General features: G+C 39.3%; 17 protein-coding genes. All 17 read right to left on the bottom strand.

What is annotated here, in order from left to right; all coding sequences use genetic code 11:
• Positions 1–113: 113 nt before the first annotated feature.
• The 17 genes from WJR50_RS29325 to WJR50_RS29405 all read right to left on the bottom strand — a co-directional run bounded on the left by WJR50_RS29325 (position 114) and on the right by WJR50_RS29405 (position 24169).
• Complete coding sequence (locus tag WJR50_RS29325; protein ID WP_341296892.1) at positions 114–377, bottom strand: Fjoh_0651 family PID-CTERM protein; 264 nt, start codon at positions 375–377, stop codon at positions 114–116.
• Between the two features lie 136 nt (positions 378–513).
• Entirely contained in the window at positions 514–957 is a 444-nt protein-coding gene (locus WJR50_RS29330; RefSeq protein ID WP_341296893.1) for a hypothetical protein, read from the bottom strand.
• Positions 954–1514, bottom strand: coding sequence for an exosortase X (xrtX, locus tag WJR50_RS29335; RefSeq protein WP_341296894.1), 561 nt, complete (start codon positions 1512–1514; stop codon positions 954–956). Before xrtX ends, WJR50_RS29330 begins: the two co-directional genes overlap by 4 nt.
• Before the next feature lie 13 nt (positions 1515–1527).
• Positions 1528–2496: a phytanoyl-CoA dioxygenase family protein gene (locus WJR50_RS29340; RefSeq protein ID WP_341296895.1), complete on the bottom strand. Its 969-nt coding sequence runs from the start codon at positions 2494–2496 to the stop codon at positions 1528–1530.
• Positions 2497–2600: 104 nt separating this feature from the next.
• Positions 2601–3170, bottom strand: a complete 570-nt coding sequence (locus tag WJR50_RS29345) for a WcaF family extracellular polysaccharide biosynthesis acetyltransferase (protein WP_341296896.1) — start codon at positions 3168–3170, stop codon at positions 2601–2603.
• A gap of 18 nt (positions 3171–3188) precedes the next feature.
• Positions 3189–4400 carry a glycosyltransferase gene (locus WJR50_RS29350; RefSeq protein WP_341296897.1) on the bottom strand — a complete coding sequence of 404 codons (1212 nt, stop codon included), beginning with the start codon at positions 4398–4400 and terminating at the stop codon, positions 3189–3191.
• 163 nt (positions 4401–4563) lie between these two features.
• The gene (locus tag WJR50_RS29355) at positions 4564–12414 is read right to left on the bottom strand and encodes a malectin domain-containing carbohydrate-binding protein (protein ID WP_341296898.1); all 7851 of its coding nucleotides are present in this window, start codon (positions 12412–12414) and stop codon (positions 4564–4566) included.
• 359 nt (positions 12415–12773) lie between these two features.
• Positions 12774–13919, bottom strand: a complete 1146-nt coding sequence (locus tag WJR50_RS29360) for a glycosyltransferase family 4 protein (RefSeq protein WP_341296927.1) — start codon at positions 13917–13919, stop codon at positions 12774–12776.
• 55 nt (positions 13920–13974) lie between these two features.
• Positions 13975–15357, bottom strand: a complete 1383-nt coding sequence (locus WJR50_RS29365; RefSeq protein ID WP_341296899.1) for an O-antigen ligase family protein — start codon at positions 15355–15357, stop codon at positions 13975–13977.
• 15 nt (positions 15358–15372) lie between these two features.
• A complete protein-coding gene (locus tag WJR50_RS29370; RefSeq protein ID WP_341296900.1) occupies positions 15373–16677 on the bottom strand; it encodes a glycosyltransferase family 4 protein in 1305 nt (434 codons plus the stop codon).
• On the bottom strand, positions 16635–17654 hold the full coding sequence (locus WJR50_RS29375) for a glycosyltransferase family 4 protein (protein WP_341296901.1): 1020 nt from the start codon (positions 17652–17654) through the stop codon (positions 16635–16637). Before WJR50_RS29375 ends, WJR50_RS29370 begins: the two co-directional genes overlap by 43 nt.
• 57 nt (positions 17655–17711) lie before the next feature.
• Positions 17712–18140, bottom strand: a complete 429-nt coding sequence (locus WJR50_RS29380; RefSeq protein WP_341296902.1) for an FkbM family methyltransferase — start codon at positions 18138–18140, stop codon at positions 17712–17714.
• 325 nt (positions 18141–18465) lie between these two features.
• Positions 18466–19653, bottom strand: coding sequence for a glycosyltransferase family 4 protein (locus WJR50_RS29385; protein ID WP_341296903.1), 1188 nt, complete (start codon positions 19651–19653; stop codon positions 18466–18468).
• A gap of 21 nt (positions 19654–19674) precedes the next feature.
• Positions 19675–20622, bottom strand: coding sequence for a glycosyltransferase family 2 protein (locus WJR50_RS29390; protein ID WP_341296904.1), 948 nt, complete (start codon positions 20620–20622; stop codon positions 19675–19677).
• An 11-nt stretch (positions 20623–20633) separates the two neighbouring features.
• Positions 20634–21833, bottom strand: a complete 1200-nt coding sequence (locus WJR50_RS29395) for a glycosyltransferase family 61 protein (protein ID WP_341296905.1) — start codon at positions 21831–21833, stop codon at positions 20634–20636.
• A 63-nt stretch (positions 21834–21896) separates the two neighbouring features.
• On the bottom strand, positions 21897–23411 hold the full coding sequence (locus WJR50_RS29400) for a hypothetical protein (RefSeq protein ID WP_341296906.1): 1515 nt from the start codon (positions 23409–23411) through the stop codon (positions 21897–21899).
• Positions 23412–23446: 35 nt separating this feature from the next.
• On the bottom strand, positions 23447–24169 hold the full coding sequence (locus WJR50_RS29405) for a glycosyltransferase family 2 protein (protein ID WP_341296928.1): 723 nt from the start codon (positions 24167–24169) through the stop codon (positions 23447–23449).
• Positions 24170–24240: the final 71 nt, after the last annotated feature.

A 24240-nucleotide genomic window follows, 5' to 3' on the forward strand; every position in this document is an offset into this window, starting at 1 on the left:
ATCATTGCTTTTGAAATCGCTTTCTTTTACATCAACTTTGGTTACGTTTGATCTTTCATACTTTGTGTAACACCACCCTTAACTTTAATAAGCTTGAGTACTTCTTAAAATGTTCAGCTACTATGATCTGTCAGGTTTCTTTTTCTGAACTTATAAATTCCAAAGGCTATACCACTAGCCATCAGTATGCTTAGTCCACCGTCAATGGGAATACCTGCCGGCTCGCGTGTCCAGGGAGGACCATCTCCGTCTCCCGGAACTTGCTCAAAAGGGGGGCCACTTTGTTCGCCAGGAAATTGAGTAGGAGGCCCATTCCTTTGTGCAAGCCCTATGCTTATGGAAAAGGCCAGTAATGAAGTTAATAATAGCTTTTTCATAAATTTTACTTAAAGTTAAATCATTTTGACTTAAGATCGCCAGAACAAAAATTATTTATATTCTAATATAATTTAGCAAATTTTCCCCATTTTTTCAATACACAGTATTCAGTATTTTAGACCTTACTCAAACCAACTAGTGTTTGATTTTCAAGGCAGGAATTGAGAATATTGTCTTGAAAGGAGAGGCAATAAACAGGTATATTTTAGTGGAGATCACATCAATCACAAAAAGCCCCCATGCTTTTGCTACTAAATTTGTGATCAAATAGGTTGATAATAAGATAACACTCAAATATACAACCAGCCAGGTGCTTTGTCTATCTCTGAATAAATACCAGACAATGGCTATGGAGAAAATAGCATGTACAAATACATGCAGCAGTTTGAACAAATTTTCGGGATGATTTATTAATAAAAAGGGTCTTTCCTCCCACGCTCTGGAAGAAAATAAAACAAGTACGTTTTCCAAGACTACATCCTGCATTTGAAAGTAGACAAATTGTAGTATAAATAACAGCACCGCTATAAATACACCTTTTTTATTTTTCTTCTGGAGAGGGATAAACTGGGAAATCATGATTGTGATCTGAATTTCAGAATCTTTCTTTCTTTGCCAAAGCTGTTTGCCCATACCATCCAGAAGTAAAACACGCATAGATATACCGCTATGGTAAAGGTATATTTATGATTGAATTCAAACCATGAATGATAATACATATAGTTGTAAATCAGGAACTGTACTCTGATCACATTGATAAGGAACACTGCCAGGCAGCCTGCCGCAATGAACCACATTTTATGCTTCCAGTTTCCGGGATAGGCAATGATAAATCCCATAAAAAGTACCATGAGGGTAAAAGCATTGCAAGAATCCGCTATGTATAAGAGAGGGACTTCGTCTACAAGAATCAAGCTGACAGATTGTTTACTTTCACTACTATGAGGTACATCTATATAACTTGCCTCATAACCCACTAAATTAAGCAGCCTGGTACTTACCATCGCCGTTTTGCTGGTGATCCACATCTCTATATTGGTATGAGAAGCGATCCACCCAAAGTATGCTATATTCCAGATAAGATACAGACCGGCACACTTTGCCAAAAAGAGATAAAGACTTTTGTTATTTTTCATACAAGTTTAGCATTCACCTGAAACGATGCTGTAAGGTAGGCCTCTGGGTTATTTCATGATAGCGTATCACATCGCTACCATAATAGTGCATGACCATACTTTTGCGGGTTCTGCCGGGATCGTTTATTTTACTACCACCGTGTAACATGTTCGCATGCCAGATCAATACATCACCCTTGGCGGCATGAAAGTATGTTTTCTGCAGATTATTTTGCTCTATCAACTTCTCCACTGCCTCATTGTAATTGCTTTTTGCATCTCTACCCAGGCACCAGCGGTTACCACCGTGATTGTAATTCCCATTCATCAAATAATCTAATTTGTGGCTTCCGGGATAATAAAACAAAGGGCCATTATCGCTATCAATGTCTTCCAGCGCTACCCACACGCCGAGGAGATATCCATAGGGATAAGTAGTCATGTGAATAAAATCTGAATGGGCTCGTTCCTGAGTCCCAACCAAAAAATTAGCACTTTGAAAAAGTTCTATCGGTCTTCCCATCAGTAGCTCGAGGGCTCTTAGGAGTTCGGCCTGATTAATAGTCTGATTTAGCAGGGCGGAATATTTCACTGCAAACATCATCTTTCGCTGGTCTTTTACCGGTAAGCGCTTTTCTCGTATCAACCTTTCTACTTCATCATTGATCATGCTTAGCTGTTCTGCAGAAAAAAAACCTCTTAAAATGGCATATCCATCTCTGGACCAGTTTATGATGGCCGATTGCGTGGTTTTACTTAGTTCTTGAAACTGAGGCTGCTGAGGAAGCAGTACAGAAGAATCCCCCTGATCCAGCCATGGCATCTCTTCTACCGTAGGTACGTTAAAATCTTCACTCGATAAAGGACTGTAATAGTGCTTTTTCAAGCCGTATTTTCTATACACTGCTCTTTGGTATTTGAGCCTGTGATAGCTAAAGAGGTTGAAGAGGAGATACAGAAGTTTTATTCTTCTGAAAGTTTGAAGGAAGGAGTAACTTTTCATGGTACTGTAGGTTTAGTTTTTTGTTTTGTTGGGACAAGCTCGTTGATTCTTTAGTAAGCCAGGGCGTTGAAATACAATTTACTGTGTTCCTAACTACGATCAACTTACCACCTTTTCTTTATAGCAACTGCAGGATTTCCACTATAGATTTGATTCTCTTCTAAGTCAGTTTTTATCACAGAGCCAGCAGTAACAACAGCATCAGTACCAATTGTAATTCCAGGGCCAACAAAGCAACAAGCCCCTATCCAGCATCCATCTCTAAGTAAAATTGAGGCGTTGCGATAAGGCATGGAAGGAATACGAAAATCATGATTACCTCCGCAGAGAAATACACGCTGAGACAATGCCACATTACTGCCTATTTTTAGTTTTTCAAAATTGAGGATACAAACTTCTTCACCTATCCAGACATGGTTGCCTATTTCTAACTTCCAGGGAAAATGGATATTGACCCTGGGCTTAATGATTACCCCCTCCCCCACACGGGCTCCAAATTGTCTTAATAATACCGTTTTTAAATAACTGGGATAGGGTATAGCAGAAAGAAAAAACAAAACTTTTATAAGATACCAGCAGGTTTCCTTTAATTTACCAGCACCCCGGTCTAATCCTATAGAAGGATCAAAATCCTGTAGCCTAACCCTTGAGCTAAAGTTTTTGCTAACATGCATGTTAAAAACTTGAATTATCTATTTAGATGAAATTGCATTTAGAAGTTTATGGGCTGCCGGACCACTGGCAAAGTGCTTTTCAAATGTCTTTTTTGCATTCTTTTCCATTCTTAGTCTTATTTCTTTCTTTAAATTTTTCCAGCTTTTCAACAGTTCATAGATTCCATCTAATGTATCATTTGCAACCATTCCTCCTTCAGCCTCTTGTATTTCCCTCCAGATATTAACCTGATTAGAAATGAGCACAGGCTTAGCACAGGCAAGTGCTTCAACTACTGCGATGCCAAAATTTTCCTGATGGCTTGGCAGAACAAATGCTTCACAACCATAAAACGCTCCCCATTTGGCATCACCAGTTAGCATACCAGTAAAATGTACATTTCTTTGTAAATTAGGGTCATTCAAGGCCATATTCTTTATCTTCTTTCCATATAAAGTTTCTAATCCAGGACCCGCTATTACAAGTTGAGGGAATTCATCATTATCCTGCGAAGTATTATAAAGACAACCTCTTGTAATTTTTGAATACGCTTTTAGTAAAAGTTCAATACCTTTTTTCTCATGAATGCGACTAAGAAATAATAGATAAGGCTTTTCTTCAAGGTTGGGGCAGTTTTCTTTAAATGCTTTGGTCATATTTGGAGCAAAGGGTGGAGGGGAGGAAATTCCATAACCTACATTGATTTCCCTTTTTGGGAAGTAGAATTGAAAAGTTTTTCGTGCAAGTTTGAGTTCCTCTTCGCATGTAAATAGTAAACCATCAGCCTCATTTATCACTTTACCCTCTATTAAATTCCAATAAATCCAGTTTCTAGCAGCTTTTAGTTTTCTGTCAGGGGCTTTTTGAAAGTAGGGGTCTAGCATACCATGCGGCATGACAAAAACTTTAGGAATTCTGTTAGTGCTCTTCGATACAAGAGATCGTATCGCTTTTCTTACCGCGTAGCTATGATACTGCCAAAGTCCATGGATGATCACTACATCAAAATTTATTAAATGAAGCGTAAGCCAGGAAACAAGATGTTTATTATATGCCCATGGGTTATTACTTTCACCCAAAGGATGAATAAGAAAAGAATCTTGTCTTTGATAATCAGCATTAATATCGTCCAAACAAACTACTTCATTTTCTACTCCTAGTTTTTTCATTTCTGGAATAGAGTTACGTATTCCCTGACAAGGACCGCCACTACTTGGATACATACTTGGTATAACCCGCAAAAGCCTCATAATATTTTAACTCATTTAAAATTACTATCCTGAGCAGGATAGTAATAAGTTTACTAATCCTACTCGTTATGTTAATAAACATATTCTCTCAAGGTTTTCTTAAAACTATTTAAGATCTGTTTATTGTAGAAATCAGAGCGTTCTATTTATCTGGCAAAATATTTTAATAAACCTTAATGATTCTTTTATAGATTATATTATTATTCTCAGTGTTTTCAATTTTTAATATGTATACTCCAACACTTAATTGTAAATTCGTTAAATAAAGAGAGGTAGTATTTTCAACAATATCGATCTGTGAACTTTCTATCTGCATTTCAACTCCTACTTCACTTATCACAGAAAATTTCAGAACACCTCTTTTCAATAATTTATCGGAAACAACATTAACCTTATTATCAAATGGATTGGGATAAATACTTATGATATTCACTCCCTCTGAAAGTTCTTTCACCTCTGATATTATTGATTGCTCAGGAGTATTTGATTTCATAGACTTTGTTAAACGAGCAGTACTACTAAGACTTGTAGAGCTTGTTGATGGAACTACTTCTATTGCACTGACCTTAGGGTTTTGCACCACACTGATGAAGTTCAGATTCAGAGTTCCATCTGTCACTGATAACTCAAACTCCTTGATCATAGCAGTCATTGCCCCAACTTCTGCAAAAATGTCAAAGTTGGTCAATAAAGATTGCCCCTCACCTTCTACATTGAACACACGGCTTCCGACTCCTCCTGCTTTCCCTCCTGTTGCACCAAAGTAAATCTCTGCAAAATGTAGTCTTATAAGATAGGTAGCAGAGGAAACAGGAATTTCATAACTAAAGCTACCATATCGCTCTGTCTTATAGAGATCATCATCAGAGGTTCCCACTATGTCTGCTATTTGGTTGTTGGTATATTTTCTACCTCCGTTGAAATGCTTATCATCATCAAAAGCTACACCATAGGCAGTCATTTGCCCACTTCCGGAATTTATGCGTGTGCTAATTGTTTCTTCCAACACAGTTAAGCTAAACACATCACTCACACTCTCAATACCATCACTGGCCGTGACCTTGATATCCAGTATCCCTACATCCGTACTACTCGCTGTGCCACTGAAAGTGCGGCTCGTTCCATCAAATGATAACCACGATGGTAAAGCACTGTCATCTGATAAGCTGGCCGTATAACTCAACACATCTCCGTCTCCATCACTGAACGTATTCTCTGCAAAAGTGTAACTATAAACTTCTCCTGCTGTAGCGCTCTGATCTGCTATAGGATTAGCCACTACCGGAGGCTGGTTGGTAATAACCTCTTCCTCTACAGTCAGACTAAAAACATCACTCACACTCTCAATACCATCACTGGCTGTGACCTTGATATCCACTATCCCTACATCCGTACTACTCGCTGTGCCACTGAAAGTGCGGCTCGCCCCATCAAAAGATAGCCACAAAGGTAAGGCACTGTCATCTGATAAGCTGGCCGTATAACTCAACACATCTCCGTCTCCATCACTGAACGTATTCTCTGCAAAAGTGTAACTATAAACTTCTCCTGCTGTAGCGCTCTGATCTGCTATAGGATTAGCCACTACCGGAGGCTGGTTGGTAATAACCTCTTCCTCTACAGTCAGACTAAAAACATCACTCACACTCTCAATACCATCACTGGCTGTGACCTTGATATCCACTATCCCTACATCCGTACTACTCGCTGTGCCACTGAAAGTACGGCTCGCCCCATCAAAAGATAGCCACAAAGGTAAGGCACTGTCATCTGATAAGCTGGCCGTATAACTCAACACATCTCCGTCTCCATCACTGAACGTATTCTCTGCAAAAGTGTAACTATAAACTTCTCCTGCTGTAGTACTCTGATCTGCTATAGGATTAGCCACTACCGGAGGCTGGTTGGTAATAACCTCTTCCTCTACAGTCAGACTAAAAACATCACTCACACTCTCAATACCATCACTGGCTGTGACCTTGATATCCACTATCCCTACATCCGTACTACTCGCTGTGCCACTGAAAGTACGGCTCGCCCCATCAAAAGATAGCCACAAAGGTAAGGCACTGTCATCTGATAAGCTGGCCGTATAACTCAACACATCTCCGTCTCCATCACTGAACGTATTCTCTGCAAAAGTGTAACTATAAACTTCTCCTGCTGTAGTACTCTGATCTGCTATAGGATTAGCCACTACCGGAGGCTGGTTGGTCGCTATTCCTTCTACTACCTCTATAGCAGAAACCTTGGCATTATCTACCGAGGTAGTAAAGGACAGGTTCAACGTACCATCAGTAACTTCTACATCGGTCTCCTTCACCACCGCTGTGGCAGCACCTACGTCAGCTACGATGTCATAGTCAGTAAGAAAAGCCTGCCCTTCAGCAGTCACTGAAAACACCCGCTTACCAGTGCTCGTCCAGTAGATCTCAGCAAGATGCAACCGCACCCGGTAAGTACCCGAACTGGCTACAGGTATACTATATGAAAAGCTCTTATCAGTACGCTCAGTCTGGTACAACACATCATCCGTAGTACCAGCTATGCTTAAACTAGTCTTGCTATAGGTCCTTGAACTGCTGTGATACTGATCCGCTGCAAACACTATCCCTGCTCCGCTAGTATACTCCCCCCCACCGGAATTCAGATAAACCGGTGAAAAAGCAGGATTCACCGTCACTACTACATCATCGGTATTGCTAGCACCCTGATCATCGGTCACTGTCAAGGTAATTATATGACTGCCCAACGCTAAGTCTACTGTAGGATTTGCGCCCGTAGCAATCTCCACACCTTCTGCTGCCCAGCTGTAGCTGCTGATCGTACCATCCGTATCATTAGAACCTGATCCATCCAAAGTCACTGCTTCTGTACCACTGTCATCGCTATCAACCACACTCTGATCTGCACCGGCATCAGCTACCGGCAGATAATTAGAGACTACCGTAAGTTGCACCTGGTCTGAAGCAGTAGCCCCTTCATTGTCAGTGACCGTTACCTGAAAATTATAGCTGCCGTCTAAATCCACACTCACCCCCAACTGCTCACTGCTCTCCCCGCTTAAGGTCACTTCACTTCCTACCGGACTACTAACTGTTGTCCAGGCATAGGAGGCAATGCTGCCATCACTATCAGAAGCTGTAGCCGTAAAGCTGGCCGTATTGGCAGGCAGTTTGATGGTCTGATCTGCACCTGCATCTACTAGCGGTGCTTGATTGGTAGGCTCTACTACCTCTATAGCAGAAACCTTGGCATTATCCACCGAGGTAGTAAAGGACAGGTTCAACGTACCATCAGTAACTTCTACATCGGTCTCCTTCACCACCGCTGTGGCAGCACCTACGTCAGCTACGATGTCATAGTCAGTAAGAAAAGCCTGCCCTTCAGCAGTCACTGAAAACACCCGCTTACCAGTGCTCGTCCAGTAGATCTCAGCAAGATGCAACCGCACCCGGTAAGTACCCGAACTGGCTACAGGTATACTATATGAAAAGCTCTTATCAGTACGCTCAGTCTGGTACAACACATCATCCGTAGTACCAGCTATGCTTAAACTAGTCTTGCTATAGGTCCTTGAACTGCTGTGATACTGATCCGCTGCAAACACTATCCCTGCTCCGCTAGTATACTCCCCTCCTCCGGAATTCAGATAAACCGGTGAAGCAGTATTCCCGCCCGTATTATCAATGCCCTCACCAGTTAAACTCACAGATAACGGTGAATTAGCGCCGGTATGAGTAATGCTTAGTTCAGCTACTTTTGTTCCTAAGGAAAGGGGTTGGAAAACTACGTTTATTGGAGTTGAACCGCCTACATTTAAAGTTATGGGACCGATAAAATCATGAGTAAATTCACCATTATTAGTACCAGTAATTTCTACAGCACTAATCTCTATGGAAGTGCTCGCATTGTTTGTGATGCTTATTGTCTGAGCCTCAGATATGGTACCGGCCTGCTGCGAAAAGAAGTGTAAAGTGTTTGGATCTGCTACCAAATCCTCACTAACAGCCCTGCCACTTAAAGAAAGCGTAGCACTACCCCCCGTTCCGGAATGATTAATCGTTAAGGTGGCTGACTGTTGATCCGAATCTGTTGGATTAAATGTAACACTTACGTCCAGGCTTTCCCCAACTGGAAGTATGAGGGGTAAATTAGAAGAAGTAGCATAGGAAAAAGTATTAGAACCTGTAATGTCAATAGAAGAAATTATAATGCTTTGATCACTACCCGTGTTAGTAAGCGTTACCAGCTTTGTGCTGCTGGCATTTACTGCCACGCCTTCAAAAGTAAGATCAGCAGGTACAGAAAGATCACTCTGATTCAATGCTGTTCCAGTTGGAGTGGTGGGCCCAAACATATAAAATGCCTCCATGGAACTAAGTTCCGGTGACCCACCTCTGCTTCCAGATCCGGCCACTATGTAAATTCCATTATTGTTTACAATGGCCTGTGTACCATGCCGACCTGTTTGCAAATCTGCCAGACTGCGCCAAGTTTGGGTATTAATATTAAGCGCTTCTGTTTCCTTATGTGCCGCTGATTGGGCTACACTCTCCCCTCCAATTACTATCAGTTCTTCTCCCAATACTGCTGTTGTAGAACCGGCACGCTGAGTAGGTATATTGCTCCCACTTGGCAACGTTGACCATGTTCCTGTTTCAAAATCAAATACATCTACTTCCGGCACAGTAATGCTGAAGGTTTCACCGGTAGCATAAGATGAACGGCGACCTCCGGCCATGTATAGTTTATTATTGACTACAACGGCATGAAAATGGTCTCTGGCGCGAGGAGCATCTGGCAAAGTTTGCCAGGTATTGGTAGCCGGGTCATATTCATCAAACCAGGTTACATGCCCAGAATTGTGTCCCTCAATAATTCCACTTACCAGATAGATTTTCTTATTATGGACTACTACTCCGGCTGACCCCCTGCGCCTTTCTTCCGGAATTACTGGTCCTTCAATCCATTGGTCCGTTAAAGGATTGTAAATATAAATATTTGGCACTGGGGTTTCATAAGGATAGCCCCCAGTAAATGCTCCTGCTATATAGATCAAGCCTTCCATGGATACTGCCTGGAAATGATGCAGTTCAATAGGTGTATTAGCTTTGCTGACCCATAACTTATTTACCGGGTCATATGCCTGCACTGGTTTTATTTCCCTTCCGCCCATGAGGTAAAATCTATCACCAGCCTGTACAAAGGCATTTTCATGCCTTTCTGTGGGACTTCCACTGTCTGGTACAATTGTTTGCCACTGCCCGGTAGCCGTGATGGGATCTACTGTGATATACATGAAGTCCCAGGTAGCTGTAAAAGGAATGGCATTACGTGAAGTAGAAATGATACCCACTGCCAGGGCGGGAGTACTTTGTACCGCATTCAGTAGTACGCCGCTAAGCTGAATTGAAGTACCTAGTGTGACAACTTCACCCCCATCCTGGCTGTATTTAGGCTGTACTGTACCGGTAACAGGGTTTACAGATAGAAACAAATCAAGGTTAGAACCTGGTATTCCACCCTCGAGGTTAAATTGATAAGCAGTGGGTGTTCCGGCATTTTCATATACAACTTCTATTCCCCCCTGACCATTGTTTGCATTCAGCACTACTTTGAGGTAGTTATCCTGATCACCTGTACCAATATATATTCCCTGAGATTGTGAATCTAGCGGTATCTGATTATCAAAAAAAGGACCCAGCATACTTCCATGTAGGGTAAATGGCCCTACACCAGAATGAACGTTAATGCCAAACTGGAAAGCATTCTCCTGGTTGTTTAAAGTGCCTAAGGCATCATTGGGAGAGACCGCAACCACCGAAAATGCCCCAACTGCTCCACCGGCAATCAGGTTGTCCTCATCAAACAAATTGTTGTAGTCATTATCAATTTGCTGATTACTCATCAAACCTGTAAACCCTACGCCAAAGAGACCGGTACCAGGATCCTCGTTAAAAAGATCATATTGAACAGGTAGGTTGGTGCTAAGCCCATTGTCTGCATCCAGCGCAAAAAAGTCAACATCATCCCCTATACCATCATTATCATCATCCGCATCATTAAGGTCAGAAAGCAAATCTCCGTCAGCATCCGGGGGCATACTAGCGCCCGAACAGGGATTAGTAGCATTGTCTATTTCATCCGCGTTGGAATACCCGTCGTTATCATCATCCAGGCTGGTACTATATTCACCTGTACATACCACGTATTCTTCCGGCTCAAAAATGGTGATAGCGTCTGCACCATAAGTGGCTGCCCAGACTGTTCCGGGAAAGATATCATTATCTCCCTGAGCTGTTACGTCTAGCGGCTGTGAGCCAAAGCCAGAGGCAAAAGGCAAATCGCCATTAACCTTTTTACTATCCATAGTATTTGTAACATCAGTACCATCTTCAGTTAAAGTGATTTTATGTATTTTTCCGTCAAAGCTCGCAGTCAAAAGATGACCTTTCAATACATTATCAAAGTTTGAAGCAGTATATTCAACTACACCGTTGGTTGAAGCTTTAAAAGTTAGAAGTGCCAGATCTGTTTCCCCGGGGTTTTGAAAATCTCCTTCAATAGGATTGGCCAAGGCTAAAGGGACAGGAGGCCAGTCAGCAGGAAGAGGGTTTTCCCCTGTAGTACTGCTACGCCAAACCCCAGATGACCCGTCATGAGTATAGAGACCAGCACCCGCTAGATTGGCTCTTGTGGGGGTAGGATGTCCTCCATAGTGACTTCCTGGCACATAGGTAGTTATATCTCCAATATAGTGCAGGTTATCGAGATTATTCACTTTAGGATCGTTGGGACCAGGACCAGTGGACCCTGGCTCTCCCTCTACATAGTTATTAGTGACAGTTCCATCAGATCCTTCATTTTCCGGATGACCTCCCCAACCCTGGTTAGCTCCATTATCAATGGTGTACATTCTACCCTCCTTACCAGGAGTTTTGGTGATTACTACATCATATGCATTGCGGTAGCCAGGAGAGTAAATCTGCACGGGACCTCCTTCAATGATTTTAGCCTGATTCAGACCATCATTCCCTCCAAATGGATCATTGGGATCCGAACCATCAGGATTGTTCGGCCGTGTTGGGTCGTCTAAAGTGGGCAGATCATATTTGTAAGCAAGGTTTCCACTTCCCTGGGTAGGCAAAGCATCTATGGCATTTAAATCGATAGAAAGAATAGCTGCAGCAAGAGCATATTCAGTGATAAAGGCAAAATTGTTGGAAGGAGATCCTGCATTGGTAAACCCTCCCACTGCCAGATACAATATATTATTTTGCTCATCCAGTTGCATCCCATTGACGGAATGATTCTCTTCTGAACGAGGTAATCCCCTTACCAGATCAATTTTTTCCCAACCCGTACTTGTTTTGGTCAGGCGGGATATGATACCTGAATTAGTATCCAGCCCCACATCCCCTTTGGTGGAACCACCCCCTATCCGACTGTCACTTGAACTTACATAGATAATAGGATTGGTAGCAGTACCGCTTAGCAAAATACCTGTTACCTGTCGCGTTTTAACATTCGTATTAAGTGACCCATCGTCATTGTAGTTGGGAATCTGGTTAATAAGACTAATAGTTTCTGAAGCAGTAACTTCATAATCACTGGCAGCGTTCCTTACTATGGTTAATGCCAGGATAAGACCATTTTGTTGAGAAACATACAGGCGCTCGTCCGGACCGAATTGTAATGAGGTAGGGTTATTTAGGGCAAGTCCCGCTAAACCTCCTGTACCTACACTGGCAGCCTGTATTGCTAAACTCTCGGTACTTTCTGTTGTCTTATCTTTTTTCTTACCATTTAAAGTACTAACAGAAAAATTATATTTCGCATTTTCTAAAATCTTGCCTGTAAGATCTTCCGGAGGAAGCTTAGCCTTTTTCTTTTCTTTCTTTTCTTTTTCATTCTGCGCCCAACTATCCTGAGCAGGAAGCATAATAAGTGGAATTGCACTTATACAAAGCGCTTTTATCCACCATGAGAGAGTAATAACAAGCTTGTTCATAAGTTAATAATTATCATAGCTTGGAAAGAAATATCAAGGAGCAGAAACTCAATAAAAATTATGATAAAAAGTACCCCCCTTTTTTGATTTATTAGTGGAGTAAAACATTTAGAAAAAAAAGACTAAAAACTTTTATGAGTAAAGTACCAGTTTGACCTCTTTGAATGAAGATATTATTGTCAAACTTCATTATACACGACACACATCAATAGCCAAGTTGATTATCAAAACATATATTTAAGAATTTTTTACCATGAGTGTCACAGAGTTCTGCTAAAGAACTATATACTTGAGTAAGAAAAGTTTTGTACAATAAAAGATGATACAGTTTTCTCAAAACATCATTTACAGGATGTTTACTAGCTAGAGCTCTTAGTACATTTTTTTTTCCTGTACCTTGATTGAAGAATATGAATATAAATTGCTTCTATCTGGTCTAGCGCCTCCTTAGTATCAAACCTTTTGGTGTTTATAATGCCTTTTTCAATGACATCTTGGCGCTCGGTTTCAGATAACCTAAGAACTCTATCCATTACTGCTGAAGCTTTAAGAGCCCAGGATAATGAGTTTTTATCAGTACGTTTTTCAATATAAAATGCTGCTCCTCCTCCTACTTCAGTCATAGGAGCTTCACCAATGGTAATGACAGGACATCCACAGGCCATGGCCTCTGCAATAGGCCAACCAAATCCCTCGGCTAAGGACGGAAATAATAAAACACTTGCTCCTGCATAGGCTTTTTTTAACAACTCATCATCTACTGATGTTAGCAAATGGATATATTTGTTATAAGGAGATAAATTATATGACCTTTGCAATTCAGCATCTGGAATTTTTCCTATCATCAGCAATGGCAAATCTTTCTGACTTTTTTCCCGCCAGGTATTATAAATGTCAATTACTCCTTTTCTGTTTTTATACCATTGGTTACCACCTACATGTAAAATAAAGCCCTGATGAAGGTTAATGCCAAGCTTGGTACTTAACACACTCCTAGCTTGCATTGGGTCTTGAGGTGCAAATGACTGATTCAATCCATTATAGACTAACTCTGAAATCAGGGGCGGTAAGGAAAGAAACTGATGCAAATCCTGCTTTGTCTTGTTTGAAACAGAAATAAAATTCCTACCCTTTCTAAATCCGTAACGAATCATCGCTTGATACCACCTGCCGGTTAATTTTGTAGGATTCTCGGGTATTTGGTCTAATGCTGAACGCTGAGCCAGAAAATCATGGCAATGAACTACATGTGGACGATCAGACACTAAAGGTATCCAGAGGCCTAAAGCCTGATCTGTAAAGACAAAAAGCGTATCCTTCTGGCAGGACTTTATGCGTCTCCTTACTTCATAAGGAAATAGGACATATTGATCAATATATCCCAGCCATTTCTTCAATGATATGGGGGTTGGGATAGTATGTACCATAGGTTTAGGTTCCCATATTTCTACCTGATGCCCCCTTGCTTTCATTCCCTGAGCCAACATATGTGTAAAGCGAGGCATACTCTGAGAACCAAAAAAAGAAGGATGTGTAAAAAAAATAATTTGCACGATCTGCTTAGTTTACGCTAGGTCTTGAAATCGGTTTTTGTCTGTGAAGCGAAGCTATCATGAGACCTCCTATCAGGACTCCGAATCCCAAAGCCGTGGGTTGAGCCCATTGTCCCTGAGGGACATTTAATAAGCCAAAACTAAGCAATAACCAGGGTAGAAAATCTCCTCTTCTCATTTTTTGATAAGATGCCAAAGCTATTTCTACACATATACCTAATCGGATAAAGATAAAGGTCAAACCAAAGAACGGACCCAATTCTCCAATTAATCTGGGCCATTCTCCTTCGGCTATCAGAAAGGCTCTCTCTCCGGTAAGTAACTGACTCCCTGCATTAGTACCCATCCCTATGCCATATCCAAAAAAAGGTTTATCAAGAGCATTGAGAATGGAATTCAACATACCACCTATATATCGCTCACCCAGTGTACCTTCCAGCCCCCCTTCTACATTACTGGCACTTTCAAACCGGGTAGAGAAAGCTTCAGTTGCCGTTTGAAAGAAGCTGGCCTGCCCTAAAATTACCAAAAGTACAACCAAACTGATTGCCGCCAGCAGCATCTTTCCCCAATACTGAGGTTTTCCGGAGATAGCTATGAGTGCAAAAAACAGTGAAACTCCTACTGAAAAGAAGAGGGTACGGCTGATCGACAGGGGAATCGATGCCAGAAGCGCTACTGTAGCACATATTAACACCAAACGATTAATAGTATCTTTGCTAAGCCAAAAGTAAAAAACATAACAGGCAAGAAAACTGAAGAACAAAGTATTTCCATTGGTGAAAGAAAACGTACCAGAAGGGCGAAAATACCCCAAGGCTCCACTGAAACCTGCCCCTTCCATATCTCCTCCTACACCCCGGTTGACCCAGGCAGATTGCGGACTGTAAAACTGCAGGCCAATAAGCACTGCCATGGGTATTGCAATCCATAAAGTAATTAACCCAATTTTAACCACATCTTCACGACTAAAAACACTGCCTATCACGAAAATGAAAGGGAAATGAATCAAAAGAATTCTGGCACCATAGAGGGCCACCACTAAACTTCCATGACCAAAAAAAAGAGCTGTAAAAATACTGATTATACCGATCAAAATTACGACGCTTAAATAGGAGGTTCTTGGCAGCAGGCCTTGCTTCCAGCTAAGCACAATCAGCCATATTGCCAGAGGATCGCGGATAATTAGCAAGGGAGCCGCTAAACCCGGTAAAAACCATTTCCGCAAAGCACCTTCAAAAATGAGCAAGAAAAAATAAGCCCATATTCCTAATTTAAGCAGACGATCAGGATCATGTTTATCTACCAATATAAAAGAATGCCGGACAGACTTTTTCTCTGTCTTCTGAAGATCATTAGAATAACTACGATATTTCAGTTTAGTAGACATTATTTTACATTTTACCTAAACTATATTCAATTCTCCACATTGTATTACAGCTTCGGCCAATTCTCTTCCATACACCTCCCAGGGGCGAAGTTTGGCAGTTTCCATAGCAGCATTGCCTACGCTGATAATTTGTTCAGGTTTACTTAAAAGTTCCTCAATACTCTGCCGAAGTGCATCAGTAGAACCAGCCTTTACCAACCAGCCATTTTCTCCGTGCGTAATGATATCAGGCCCGGCAGTACGATCGGTAGTGATAACCGGAGTTCCCTGAGACATAGCTTCGGTAATTACCATGCCAAATCCTTCAAACAAGGAAGGGAATGCCAGCACATCATGGGACTGCATCAGTTTTAGTACATCCTGATTCGACAAACTTGGTATCCAATGGTGTTTTGCTAATGCATTATCCAATACTGTACAACTGTCTGATACTTTACGCCCAACTACGGTCAATGTAACATGTTCTTTTAGGGCTTCAACTGCAGCGAAAAGGTCAGCAATTCCTTTTCTTTGGGAAAGTCCGCCCACAAACAACAACTTTAACTTCCTGTTTTTGGCAAAAGAAAAATTATTGCTTTGATTGGTTACCTTCGGAAATCCATAGGGGATCACATGTACAGGTGCCAGCTTCCCTGGATAATCCTTAAGCGTTTTTGCGGTAAAACTGCTGGCTACAAAAATCTGATCGGCCAATTGTAATTCTTCATCTTTTCTGCGAAGCTTCGTTTCAGAGTCATCAAAGCCCTTAATGGTAGCAGCCCATTCCGGCCAGCGTTCCTTTTCTTTGGCTAAAAGTTTTCTTGCAGTTCTCCAGTACCCTATAGGGAGATCGTACAAGCATCGCATATGCTGTTTTTTAGCTCCACGAAAAGAATGTAAAGCACCATCTTCGTAAGCATACACAGTATCTTTTCCCGTTAACCTAATACCTTTTAAGTGATTTGAGACATGTTTATCCAGGTTACGGTACACCGCATCCACACTAAAAAAGCCTGTTTCATGGTTCACCAAGCTATTGACTCCTGTCCGCAAGGCTACTTGTCTTCCAAGCTCAAACCATGGCTTTGACTTTATAACTTCCTTTAGCACCGGATCAAAACTACGCCTATGAATTTCTGAAAACGGCCTGAGTTTACTTAGATAGTCTATAAAACTATCAGGAAATAAGGCTAATGTAGTATGAAATTCAGATAAGACTCCTGCTTCTAATAAACCTTTAACTGCTGCCCGGTTAAATTCGTTGCTGGTAGGGTGTGAGATAATTACCTGCATATTTCTCACTTCACGGATGCTATTATTACGTTTAAATATTGTCTGCAAACTTCTTCGGGGTGATGTTTCTTAAGGTGCGCTTTAGCGGCTTCTCTGAGTTGTTGCTCTAGTGAAGATTGCTGAAGAACTTTTTGAATAGTATCTACTAGATGACTTAAATTTCCCCTCCGAAATGTGATTCCAGCGTTACCTACGGCATCAGGCAGTCCTCCACCATCAGATACTATAGGAATACATCCACAGGCGATTCCTTCCAGAGCAACATTGCCAAAAGGTTCTTCCCACATAGATGGAACTAGCATAAAACGGTGCCGGTTGAGACATTGTACTAATACCTTTCCCTGGAGAGCACCCGTAAAATGTACATGATCATTTAATCCAAGCTTATTCACCATATGTTCCAACTTTTTTCTCTCAGGCCCATCTCCTACGATGGTAAATGAATGGTTCTGTTTTGGTTCTTTGGATAATAGCTGGTAAAACGCCTTTATAGCAAGATCAACCCCTTTATCAGATACCAAACGACCTAGAAAAACAAAATCCCGATCTTTTGGTATGCTGGATAGACGCTCGAACTCATCTGCCCGATAGGGATTACCGATGACAGTGGCTTTAGGCCAGCATTTTTTTCGTACTGCCTCACTTACAGCAACAACAGAATTAGCTCGCTTAAGCCACTGGAACTTCAACTTATCCTGTATACCTAGCCTGCCGCTAGATCTGGCGATCCAGGTATTCAAGGTAACCACCAAAGGCCGCCTTGTAAAAAAGTCTAGCCAGGAAAGTCGTAGGCAGGGATTATTCTCGAAGACCATATCTGTCCATAGATGGGCGCGGAACAATTGGGCAAGGGAAGGGTTGCGAACTACTTCAAAAGGAAAAGCCTTATTTCCATCTTCGGCTGTCCAGGTAAGCAGAAGAACCTGATGTCCGGCTTTGGCAAAAGAAGTAGCGAGTAATGCTGAATTTACTTCAATGCCTCCTAAAAAAGGATAAAAATTATGGGAAAGGAAGAGGATTTTCATTAAGAGAAGCTAAAACAAACTTTGGTAAATCTATGCTTTGAATATAGTCCAAGCGCGTTATTTCATTCTTGATTGTACATAATGGTCATCACAGGTCGCCAAATAATTCTTAGGTTCCCAAGACAATGAAAATGATAAATTGTCTTCAGGTGAGATTAATTTAGGACCAGTAAAACTTTTTCCAATCCTGTATAACTTATAACCTTTTTTTTGTAAATCAACTATAGACTTTGCCGGATAACCCATATGTTCTTCGAAAATAACATGTTTGATCTTATGCATTTTAAGCAATGAACCACAACCAGTTAGTACATTGCTTTCATGTCCTTCCACATCAATTTTCATCAAATGAATATCTTCATCAGAAGAAAAGACTTTATCAAACCTGTCTACCTCAACACTCAAAGTACTGATATGGACAACTTCTTCAGCAGACAAACTAGCAGCACCTCTGTGACCTTCATCTTCAACTATTACGGGTAACATGCCTTTTACGGATGATAAACCTATATTTGCCCTAACATCAATGTGTAATTTTTTTTACCCTCTGATAATCTGAATATTGTTTCACTAACAGCAAGATCATAAACTCCATGTTTATATAAATCTCCTCCAAGGGGTTCTGATAAACGAACTTGGAATTAACATTTATTAAAAAGCTTAATCAGAATATTATTTCTTTTCTATACACTCTTCAACTTTAAACGATTCAAAATATACCTTGGACGATATATATATTCCTTCCAGATATTTAATAAAAAAAGAAGGGTTTCCTACTTTGCTCATGCTGGAATTAATTTTTTAGTCAATTTTACTTTGATGTTTTCAGTATTGAACTTTTCAATCTAGAAATATAATTGTGTGCTAAAACATTCCATGAAAGTTTTTTTTGATAAAAAGTATAAGCTGCCTGTGACATTTGTTCACGCATACGATGATTATTTATCAACTTTTCTATCTGATGCACTAAATGCTGTACACTATGGTCATAAAATAATAGTGCTTCTCCATCTTCAATTCCCCAATCCAAATCAGTCATATCCCCCTGAGTAGCTACAACTGGCAAACCGGCAGCAAATGCTGCTGCGATAGTACCACTCTTAAATGAAAGTCCTTGGTCAAACAAGCCTAAATAAATATCAGCAATCTTCAGGTAATAGAATATCTCATAGTCAGGCAAAAAGCCCGTAAAATGCACATGCTTAGACAACCTAAGGCGAGCTATTTCAGCATGGGCATCTTTTACCCAATCTGAATTCAAAGCGCCTATTAGTAAAAGTTTGACATCATAGCCATGCTGACGCAACTTACATATAGCTTCAAAACTCTGCCCTATATGTCGGGGGTTAGTGCCAAAGTAGGTAAGGATGATGCTATTTTCCCAATTAAGCTTTTTTCTCAAAGTCTCACGTTCAATTTCACTAAAATTATTGATAGATACATTACTACCAATCGGCAATAAAATATTTTTTTGCTTATTCAATAGAATATACTGCTGATAGAGGCGTATTGAGGTAAATGAACATAAAGCCTGTGACGAAAGTATATTAGCTATGATCCGCTGAGCAATACCTATCAACCATGTCTTTGGGTGCCATTGAAAGCGAATAGCTATTTCGTGAAAGGTAACAGTCTGTTTACAATCCAATTTTCTTAGCTGATACCAAAAATGAAGAATAGTAAAAGGCATACCTCGCTTATTGAATGCATAAGGCACATACTGCAAACTAACCCAATCTGGTTGAAATTCTTCTATACATTTCTTAAAATTTATAAAACGGCATTTATATGAGCATACAAACGGCAGGCGTAGAATCGGTATTGGGCAAGTTTCTTCTGTCTGAATACCAGCAAATACTTTCTCTGAATAGCGATCGTTAAGTGCTATAATAAATATTTGATTTCCTTTTTTAATTAGTTCAACACTCAACCTCCGAGTGTAATCTCCCACTCCATCTTTACCCGGTTCTATTGAACCACATATGAAAAGAATTTTCATGAGTATACTTTAAAATATCTGCTATGCTCGAGTAGCAAAAAAGCAAGGAAACAAAATTAACATCAATCGTTTTATACCCCCAAGGGTAAATATTTTACCTCTGTGCCATTTACTAAAAAATAACTGAACTGCTTCTTTTTTTGTTAAATGTATAGCAGCCTGACTAACAGCTATTCCTGCTTTATTTTTCAAATGTAGTTCTTTTAGTAATTGCGAGGACTTAGGTACTTCTATTTTTCTAAGTATGAGAAAGGACTTCAAACAAGCATCATCATTTACTGAACTGGATATAGAGTTAGCAGTACTAAGCCTATACTTGCCTATATATTCATTTACGAAATACATTTTATAATTATGCATTCCTAATTGTATACCAAAATCGTACTCACAGCCATAACCTAACTCTCCAACTGTAGAGCTGTTAGTCCTGTAGTTTACGTTTTTCAATACAGAAGCATCTAGCATATAACCATCATTAGGAAACTGTTGTACAAACCCTGCTTCAAGAGAAGTCAAAATACTTCCTTCATACTTATGTACGCGATAATAATCTGTGTTAAGTTTCTCAGAAGCCGCTTGGTCGATTTGTCCATAACCATTTAATATGTATTGTTTTCCAAAAGCTATTTTTACATCTGGTTGCTCGTAAAAACAATTCACTAATTTTTCAACTGCTCGAGGAAGCAGTAAATCATCATCGTGCAAGAGCATTACTTTATCACCTCTAGCAGCATTAAAAAGCATATTGATGTTTTTTGATTGCTTCAAAGAAGGGACATTATGAAAATACCTTATACTAATCTCAGAACTAACCTTGTAATTCTTAATTTTCCGCTCTGTTTCGTAATTTGTAGAATCATCTCCTATGATAATCTCGTGTGGCTTAAATGTTTGATTAATACACGACTCTAAAGCTTCAACTAACAGATGTACTCGGTTATACGTAGGAATACAAATTGATACCTTCACAAAAATTTTGATTAATTATTATCATTAATAAACTCTTCGATTATTTCTTCAATTTGGTTTTCTTCGATCATTAAATCAAAAGTAAGAGCATTTTTGCTACACTGAGAAGGGTACCCATCAACTAACAATGTATAGTGTTTCAAGTCAGCAATACTACTTAAATGTTCGTAAAGATTATATTGCAAGAAATCGTGTTGAAATGCTCTAATTTCAAATATTTTTGTTCCAGGCTGACAAAATACGGTATTAGCTAGAGCAGCACCATGAGCAGTTACAATAATTTTTGCTTTTGCAAACAAAACTGCTTGTTCTCTGATAGTCATTCCTTCAGTTCTTATATATTTGAAACCAAATCTTTCTAAGATAGACCAGAGAAAATTCTCATTCAAAATTCTTCTGTAAGATGCTTTATTTCTACTAATATAAATTCTCTCAGAAGAAGATTCCTGCTCTTTTGCATTGGATTGGAAGCTACCTAAAAAAGTATCCTTTAACAGAGGAATCATCCAAGGTTCTGGGTTACAAAAAGTTGGTGTAACAATCAAATTGTCTAATTTAATTTGCTTAAAATTACTAATATCTAAAATCTTTTCATGCGAAATTAATAATGAGCCTATTATCTCCCGCTGGAACTTAGAAGAATTAACATTTAAGATAAAATTATCGATACTGTCAAAATCAAAAGCCAACTTTTTTAAAAACCATATTTTTGCTGGAATTTGAAAAAGACAATGGTAGTAATTAGCATCATCTTGTGTAACAAGCAATAAACTCGTTCCTTTAACAATCTTTGCTTTTGAATAGAACAACTTCTTAAAAGCTATATGCTCATCAATACTTAATTCAGGATGGCTTGAGGCTATAGCTAAGTGATAATTCTCTTTAGTGAATATGCTGTGTGGTCTTTGATTGTAACGAGCATTCTCAAGATGAATAAGAAAATTTTCACATGTATATTCACTAAAATGTTTAAAATAATATCCTTTCAAATTTCTATTACATATTCTCGGAGGATACAAAAACAGCTTCTTTTTGTTAAAAATTTTTAACACGCCTGAATCTGAATCAATTTTATTAAAATAATCTTCAGTTTCTTCGTAAGATATTCTTTTTTTTGGAATCCCTAATATCTTATCGCTTAATGGAATTTTTCTTAAAAATTTAACCACCAGGGGTTTAATCTTTTTTAAAAACTTAATAAGTATACTCATTAAATTAGTGTTCATCAATTTACATAGATAAAGCTAATGTTACTACTTACTGAATGTATAGCCTCAATTAAGATCAGATTTTTTAAACCGTAAAGACATGGTTCCCAGATGTCGTGGAAATAACCAGCTAAAGATATTTTTAATTAAAATAGCTGTTAGAGTAAAAACTAGTATTGCTTGTAAAGTTGTTAAATAGTATTGGTAACGCCCGTAGTGAGAAACCAGGATATAAGGTAACAATTGAATGATATAGACTAAAACAACGAGTTGAAATAAGGTATTTTTTCTTATAACTCTGATAATTAAACCTAATATGATGGATAGTAGAGGTATTAAGGCAATAGACATTTCTCTAACAATATATTTTGGGTTTTCTTCTACTTGTTGAATGTAAATATCCTTTTTATTTTCCCAGTCTTTTTGTATCGCTGCTTTATGATCCAATGCTAAATTATCCATTATTTCTGAAAAGTTCGCATAATTCATATCCAATGAGATCCACTGTCCCTCCTGTACTAGACCTTCATGATAAAGTACCTCTTTATTTCTTTTTGTAAGAATACGCGTATTGGCAGGATAACTAAAGTTTGTATTCCGACTCCGTAAAAAAGCAAACTTAAGACGGTTAACAACCCGATCTAGATAATCAGGTAATTTAAACTCATTAATTGATTTTTGTTTCATACATTCTACGAAACCAATTTCTTCTAACTTATCGTAGAGATCGCGGTATTTCCCATGAGAACTTGGATGAAAGGTACTAAAAGTTCTATTGTTGAGCACACCATCTTCATCAGCCATGTTGGCCTGATAAAATTCATACCAAAAATTGGATTTAGAAGGAATGAATACGCCCAATGTTTGATAGTTGCGATATCCCCAAATTGACATAGCCATCACTGAAGCAAGGCCTAAATAAATTATTTTGCTATAAGGGTTTAATAGTACATTAGACAGATAAAATGGCTGCTTTTTTAAAAGTAGATAGGCAAACTTTATAACAAATACTAAAGCAAAAGCTAAAAATAAACCAGGCGATATCAAAGGTAATACACCAGCTAAAAACAGAAGAATTTTGTATCTTCTATCATATTTTAAATATACATAAAGATAATAGACGGTTACAAGCGTAATGGTATTTATTAAAGCGATGTCATCTAAATTGTAAATTATAACTCTGTTTAACCATAAATAGCAGCCTAATATCAGTATACTTAAAATAGCAAAATCGCCTGCTATCAATCGACATATTTTATATAAATAGTAAATACTAATAGACCAAAGCAAACAGCAAAGTACAATACATGCCCAAACCGCAGCTTTACTTTTTACTCCAAAGACAGCAAATACTGCTGCATAAATGAGGGTATTTACTGGTAGCATCCAGGCCGTTGGTTCAGAAGAACCATTGAAGGCTTGGGCATAACCTTTACCTTTTGCAAGTGAAGCTGCTATGTTGCCATATTCAGCACCAAAACCGTACGATTGAAAATTATCTCGGGTAAGCAAAGCCAAGCTCAGTAAAACTAAGAAAGTTACACTTGCTATCTTAGATGCCGAAGTTGTAAATACACTCATTATTTTAAGCTGTCAGTTAAAATAATTTGACCCTTTCACTTAAACAAATTGTATTTTAGCACACAGTATATAGCTCTGAAGCCATCCTTCCAGTTGATTTTTTTGCCTTCCGCATAGGTGCGACCATAGTAAGAAATACCCACTTCGTAGATACGAATTCCCGGAAGTCTACTAATTTTTGCGGTTACTTCAGGTTCAAACCCAAATCGTTTTTCTATCAGGTCAAGGCTTTGCAAATGCTCCCTTTTAAATAGTTTGTAGCAGGTTTCCATATCTGTCAGGTTCAGATTGGTAAACATGTTGGAAATTAACGTAAGTACCGCATTACCAATGGAATGCCAGAAAAATAAAATCCGATGAGCATTACCGCCCATAAAACGGGAACCATACACCACATCTGCATGGCCACCCAATACAGGCTGTAAAAGTGAATTAAACTCTTGTGGATCGTATTCTAAATCCGCATCCTGTACAATAACATAATCGCCCGTGGCGTAACGGATGCCGGTATGGATAGCAGCGCCTTTCCCCTTGTTGACAGAATGACTATATAATTTTACAGCATTGGGGTTTTTATCCATGTAGGTTTTCACTGCCTGTTCGGTATCATCAGAAGAACAGTCGTTGACTACAATAATTTCTTTTAAAGTATTGTTCAATAATGTGATCTGACAAACTTTCTCCAAGATGGAACAAATCGTATTTGCTTCGTTATAAGCAGGAATGATAATAGAAAGTGTTTTCACTTCTATCGCCATTTCTATGTCAAGCGTATTGCCTAAAGAAGTCGACCTAATAGTTTTAAATTGATAAAGGTTATTATTTAACT

It is taken from the genome of Catalinimonas locisalis (assembly GCF_038039535.1).
Classification (GTDB): Bacteria; Bacteroidota; Bacteroidia; order Cytophagales; family Cyclobacteriaceae; genus Catalinimonas.